This is a genomic window from Macrococcus hajekii (assembly GCF_004359505.1).
In the GTDB taxonomy this organism is placed as follows: domain Bacteria; phylum Bacillota; class Bacilli; order Staphylococcales; family Staphylococcaceae; genus Macrococcus; species Macrococcus hajekii.
This window is the reverse complement of the sequence record NZ_SCWE01000048.1, coordinates 1-287: the sequence shown is the minus strand read 5'-3', so window position 1 is coordinate 287 and position 287 is coordinate 1. Positions and strand designations below refer to the sequence as shown.

The 287-nt window shown below is 52.3% G+C and carries 1 protein-coding gene; it reads right to left on the bottom strand.

The features are described from left to right. On the bottom strand, nt 1-287 hold a 287-nt coding region (locus tag ERX37_RS11315; RefSeq protein ID WP_208001701.1), incomplete at both ends, for a collagen-flanked surface repeat-containing protein.

The following is a 287-nucleotide window of genomic DNA, read 5'->3' as shown; positions in this document are numbered from 1 at the left end:
TGTCGCCGTTGGTGATTCGCCGTCCGCACCATCTTTGATCACTGTTGTTGTTGTCGTGCCATCTGGATTCGTGATCGTCACTGTATGCGTGCCGTCGCCGTTGTCGACTACTGTCGCCGTTGGTGATTCGCCATCTTTGATCACTGTTGTTGTTGTCGTACCATCTGGATTTGTGATCGTCACTGTATGCGTGCCGTCTCCATTGTCGACTACTGTCGCCGTTGGTGATTCGCCGTCCGCACCATCTTTGATCACTGTTGTTGTTGTCGTGCCATCTGGATTCGTGA